The sequence below is a fragment of the Actinomadura sp. 6K520 genome, assembly GCF_004349245.1.
Classification (GTDB): domain Bacteria; phylum Actinomycetota; class Actinomycetes; order Streptosporangiales; family Streptosporangiaceae; genus Spirillospora.
In genome coordinates, this window is sequence record NZ_SMLC01000306.1 from 1 (window position 1) to 5,077 (window position 5,077).

Genomic DNA, 5,077 nt, shown 5'->3' on the forward strand with positions numbered 1-5,077 from the left:
AGATGTTTATAAGAGACAGGCGCCGGAGCGGGCGCCGGGGCCGGGACGGGCGGAGCCTGCGTGGAGGACGGTCCCGGCGGCGTCGAGGCGGGCTGCAGGTGCGCCTGGTGGCCGCCGGTGCCGTACGAGGACCCGCCCGAACCGTAGGAAGATCCACTTGAGCCGTACGGGGAGCCGCCCGAGCTGTACGAAGAGCCGCCCGAGCTGTACGAGGAGCCGCCAGAGCCGTACGAGGAGCCGCCGCCCGAACTGCCGGGCAGCGGCATCGGGCCGGTGCCTCCCCCGCCCGATCCGACACCGCCCGAACCGACACCGCCCGATCCGGCACCGCTCGATCCGGCGCCGCCCGATCCGGCGCCGCCCGAACCAACGCCCCCCGGCCCGGCGCCGCCCGGCCCGGCGCTGCCGGTCATGGCCGGGCCCAGGTCGCGGACCGCCGGCCCGGACTGCACCGGCGGCTGGCTGAGCGGGGACGCCGGGGGCGGCCCGTTGTGCGACGCCGACTGGAGGGCGCCGAGCGAACCGCCGTGGCCGTTGGAGCCGTGCCCGTTGGACAGCGGGCTCGTCCCGAGCGAGGAGCCGGCGGTGCCGTCCATGCCGGCGAGCAGGTTGACGAACGGGCGCAGGTGGCCGGAGCCGATCTCGATGAGGTCGTCGCACTCCTGCCGCAGCACCCGGGAGATCGTCCAGTTGCCGTCGACGGCGACGTGCACGACGGTGACGCGGACGCCGAGGTCCTGGGCGTCGGCGACGACCTGGGCGAGGTCCTCGTCCGCGCTGACCAGGACGGCGTCGGTGAGCGCGCCGTTGCGGGCCAGGGTCATCAGGTCGCGGTGGATCTCGGAGTCGACGCCTTCGCGGCGGCCGGGGCGGATGCGGCCGAGTCTCAGCTTGAGGCCGGGCAGGTCGGCGAGCGCGTCGTGCTCGGGGGAGCGGCGGCCCTCGACGGTCGCCTCGTACCAGTAGCAGCGCAGCAGCGGCATGCCCGTGCGTTCCCTGGAGAGGTTGCCCAGGAGCTGCAGGAGGCCGCCGAAGTCCCACGAGACGGTGTCGCGATGGCGCGTGCCGTGCACCGCCATCGCGCCGTCGGCCAGCAGGTAGCCGGCGTCTACGAACAGCGCGCAGCGATCCATGCGACACCGCCCTTCCTCAACACGGGAGCTCACAGTGTGCTCAACCGGCGTACTGTCCTCGGGCGCCTATAGCGTAGTGAAGCATGTAAGCCCGGTAGGCCAATACGGCGATTCGCCACTCTTTCATGGCAGGCCACCGGTTGGCGACTCCCCGGTAACAAAGAAGTCGGGAGCCGCGGCGGACGCTACCAGCCTTTTCGGGCCGGCCCTGTGGTTCTCCATGATCTTTACGGGAAGGAGCAGCTCGCGGTTCAATCGCGGGACGCCCCGTACCCGGCCTTCAACCGCCCATGGTGACCGGCCGCGCCGCCGCGGGTGCCGCGCCGTTTTCCGCTCGCAAATCGTGATTGATTGATCACGTATTGTGGTCCATTCCGGTGTGCCGGGGGATTGGCCGGACGAGGCGCGCCGTGCGGTCAGCCGGTTATTTTCGCCCGCGCCATCTCGGCGAGCCTGCCGCCGTCCTTCGGGGTCTCCCAGCGCACGCCGCAATCGCGTCCCGACAGTTCGACGGTGGCGATGGCGTTGTCGAACCACGGGCCGTCGGTCAGCCGCCACCGCAACGGCGTGGCGGGCACCTTCGCCAGCTTCGCCAGCGCGCGGAACGGCCAGCCCGTCACCCGGGCGTACGCCAGCCGGTTCGCCCAGCGGAACACCCCGGCCAGGGGGTTGCGCAGCGGCGAGCAGACGACCTGCGAGATCTTCGACTCGGTGCCCGGCTCGGTGACCCGGGCCAGGTACGAGTAGTGGATGTCGCCGGACAGGAACGAGATGCTCGCCGGTGCCGGGCCGCGTTCGCCGCGTCCCACGGCGACGACGTCGTCGGCCAGGGTGCGGAACGAGCCCTCGAACGCCGCCCAGTGCTCCAGGTCGGCCGCCTGCCTGATCTTCTCTCCCAGCTTCGCCGCGGTCTTGCCCCAGGCGCCGCCGGCGACCGCCTCGTTCCACGACTCCGCGTGATGGATCGTCCTCGGCAGCAGGTAGGGGAGCGAACTCGCGATGAGCAGGTGGTCCATGCCGCCCTGGCACTGGTCGTCCAGCCAGGCGAACTCCTCGTCGTCGAGCATGCCGCGGCGGTCGGCGGTGAGGAGCCTGGAGCACCGGCTGTCCACGACGATCAGGCGGACGCCGCCCCAGTCGTGCGCGTAGCTCCAGCGCGTGCTGGCCGGTTCCTTGTCGGCCTTCTCCGCGAACTCGTCCAGGACGGCGCCCGCGTCGCCCGTGCTGTCGGACGCCGTCCGCACCGCCTTGAAGACGGGATCGGACGCGCGGTCCTGCGGCGACATGTTGCCGAGGTGCTGGTAGATCCAGTACGAGCCGATCCCGCCGGTGATGCGGTCCTGCCACCAGGGCTGCGACCACATCTGCTGACGCCACGTGTAAGACGTGTTCCAGTCGTCCCTGATGTCGTGGTCATCGAAGATGGTGTACGTCGGGACCGTGGAGAGCAGCCACCGCACCGCCGGATCGTCGTACCAGGCCAGCTTGTAGAGGTAGGTGTACTCCTCGTAGTTCGCGACCTCCTCGACGGGCAGTCCTCCCGGTGCACGGTGCGTCCGGATGTACTCGCGCATCTCGTCGGTCAGCTCGTCGGCGTAGATCTGGTCGCCGACCATGAGCAGGACGTCCGGCCACACGGCCGAGTCGCCGCCCGCGCGGAGCCGCTCGGCGAGGGAGGTGAGCGCGTCGTACCCGAACTGCTCCACCGTCCCCGGGGAGCGGCGGCAGGAGCCGAACGAGATGCGCAGGGCGCCCGCCGGGTCCAGCGTCCTGATCTGGGACGGCGGGAACCCCGCGTCGCCCTCGGGCCAGACGGTCTCGCCGTCGGCCAGCACCTCGTAGGGGACGCGTGCGCCCGCCGCGAGGCCCTCGACCTCGACGAGGGCGTAGTGGTGGCCGTGCGCGGTGAAGGTCCGGGCGGCGGCGTCCACGCCGTGCTCCCGGCCGACCACCCGGACCTCGCAGGGACGGTCGGTCTCCACCCAGATCGTCGCGGTGTGGTGACTCACGTGCCGGAGGTGCGGGCCGAGTACCAAAGCGGTCATGTCAGTCTCTCTAGCCGACCGGACCCCGTCGCGTCCACCGAAGCGCCATCCGGGTCAGCGGCGCAGAACCTTCGCTTCCGTCTCGGCGTCGAGGCCGACGACGGGCCGGTCAGGACGTTGCGGCGCCCGCCCGCCGATGCTCTGCAGCCACTCCCAGGTGTCCGTGACCGTTTCCTGCGCGGATCTGCAATGCAAGCCCGTGGAGAGGGCCTTGGCCACGTTTCCCCCGTGCATCATGTCGTACGCCTCACCGGGCGGCAGCCAGATCGGAAGGTCCGTCCACGGTTCGATGCCCGCATCAAGGATGGTCTGCGGGGACGTCCAGACGAGATCGGCGTCCGAACCCGTCGCCTGGACGCACGCTTCGAGCAGCTCGCCCATCGTCGTGTGGCCGGGTGGGCTGACGAGGTTGAACGGCCCGCCGAGTTCCTGCTCGACGGCGTCCAAGGTCCAGGTGGCGAGGTCCCTGGCGTCGATGTACTGCAGGCCCGCGTCGCGTGGGCCGGGTGCCAGGACTTCCCCGCCCCGGGCCATGCGCGTCAGCCACCACGGCAGCCGCCCGATGTTCTCGTACGGGCCGAGGACGAGTCCCGCCCGCACCAGCAGGGCCCGGTCGCCGAACACGCCGGCCGCCGCGAGTTCTCCCCCGCGCTTGGCCGCCGCGTAGTCGGCGGCGTCGCCGTCGTCGGGCGAGCCGTCGACCACGGGGGCGTCCTCGCCGGACCCGGCCGGCGCGGGGAACCGGTAGACCGAACGGCTGGAGATGTAGGCGTACCGCCCGACGCGTCCGTCCAGGAGCCTTGCTGCGTCGCGAACCGCGGACGGCGCGGCCGACCAGGTGTCGACGACCGCGTCCCATTCCCCGTCGGAGAGTGCTTCGAGGCCGCCCTCCGCCGTGCGGTCACCGCGCAGCGACCCGGCTCCCTTCGGCGGCTCGTGCCGCCCCCTGTGGAAGACGGTCACCTCCCATCCGCGTGCGAGAGCTCCCTCGGTGACGGCTCGCCCGACGAACTCCGTCCCACCCAGCATCAAAAGCCTCATGGCGGAACTCTGCCCTCCGTACGTTCTGTACGGAACGGCTGCACGCTCAGAGCGGAACCGTTCAACCGCCGAACGGGCCGCCCGTAACCGGAGTAGCTTCACGACCGTGACCGATTCCTTCGACCTTGTCCGCGATCTCCCGTCCGCCCTGCGCGACCGGACGGCCGCGTGGGCGTACATCCGGGGCTTCGCCGCGACGTGGCGGACCCCGCTGGCCCCCGGCGACGGGACACCGGACGCCGACCTGACGGCGGCCGAAGCGAACCTGGGCGTCCACCTCCCCGCCGCCCTCCGCGAGGCGTACGCGTTGTTCGGCCGGCGCGCCGACCTGCACAGCAACATGCATTCGCTGCTGAGCCCGGCCGAGTTCTACGTGGACGACCGCAAGGAGGCGCTCGTCTTCCGCGAGGAGAACCAGGGGGCCGCGTCGTGGGGCGTTCTCCTCTCCGACCTGGACAAGGCCGAACTGGACAAGACCGACCTGGACAAGGCGGACCCGCCCGTCCGCATGCGCACCGACTTGGGGGACAAGGAGGCGGAGCGCTGGGAGGGATGGCTGGCCGCCTTCTCCGTGTCCTGCATCGAGATCGTCCTCTCCGAGGCGCTCCAGGCCGACGAGCCCGTGTGCGACCACGGCGACTTCGAGGACTTCGACGAGCTGGACCGCCGCTTCACCCGCCTGCCCTTCCCGTCGTACCCCGAGGGGGAGGAGGGCGAGACCTTCTACACCGCCCCGGGCCTCCTCCTATGCGACGCCGGAGGCTGGCTCTCCGTCCGCGCCCGCGACGAGGAGACCCTCGACCGGTTCCGCGAAGACTTCCCCGCCGACTGGCTCACCTCCTGACACCCTGGCCGACC

At 71.4% G+C, this 5,077-nt stretch carries 4 protein-coding genes; 1 reads left to right on the forward strand and 3 read right to left on the reverse strand.

Translation table 11 applies throughout. From position 1 onward, the window contains the following. The 3 genes from E1289_RS36390 to E1289_RS36400 form a co-directional block, all read right to left on the reverse strand. Positions 1-1,133 (reverse strand): NYN domain-containing protein (locus E1289_RS36390; RefSeq protein WP_131988535.1); only part of this gene is annotated, 1,133 nt, incomplete at its 3' end. A gap of 416 nt (positions 1,134-1,549) precedes the next feature. Continuing rightward, positions 1,550-3,178: an alkaline phosphatase D family protein gene (locus tag E1289_RS36395; protein WP_131988537.1), complete on the reverse strand. Its 1,629-nt coding sequence runs from the start codon at positions 3,176-3,178 to the stop codon at positions 1,550-1,552. A 54-nt stretch (positions 3,179-3,232) separates the two neighbouring features. Further along, positions 3,233-4,219: an NAD-dependent epimerase/dehydratase family protein gene (locus E1289_RS36400; protein ID WP_131988539.1), complete on the reverse strand. Its 987-nt coding sequence runs from the start codon at positions 4,217-4,219 to the stop codon at positions 3,233-3,235. Positions 4,220-4,325: 106 nt separating this feature from the next. On the opposite strand from E1289_RS36400, the gene E1289_RS36405 reads away from it, so the two are divergent. After that, positions 4,326-5,063 (forward strand): SMI1/KNR4 family protein, encoded by a 738-nt coding sequence (locus E1289_RS36405; protein ID WP_131988541.1) that lies wholly within the window; start codon positions 4,326-4,328, stop codon positions 5,061-5,063. Positions 5,064-5,077 lie beyond the last annotated feature (14 nt).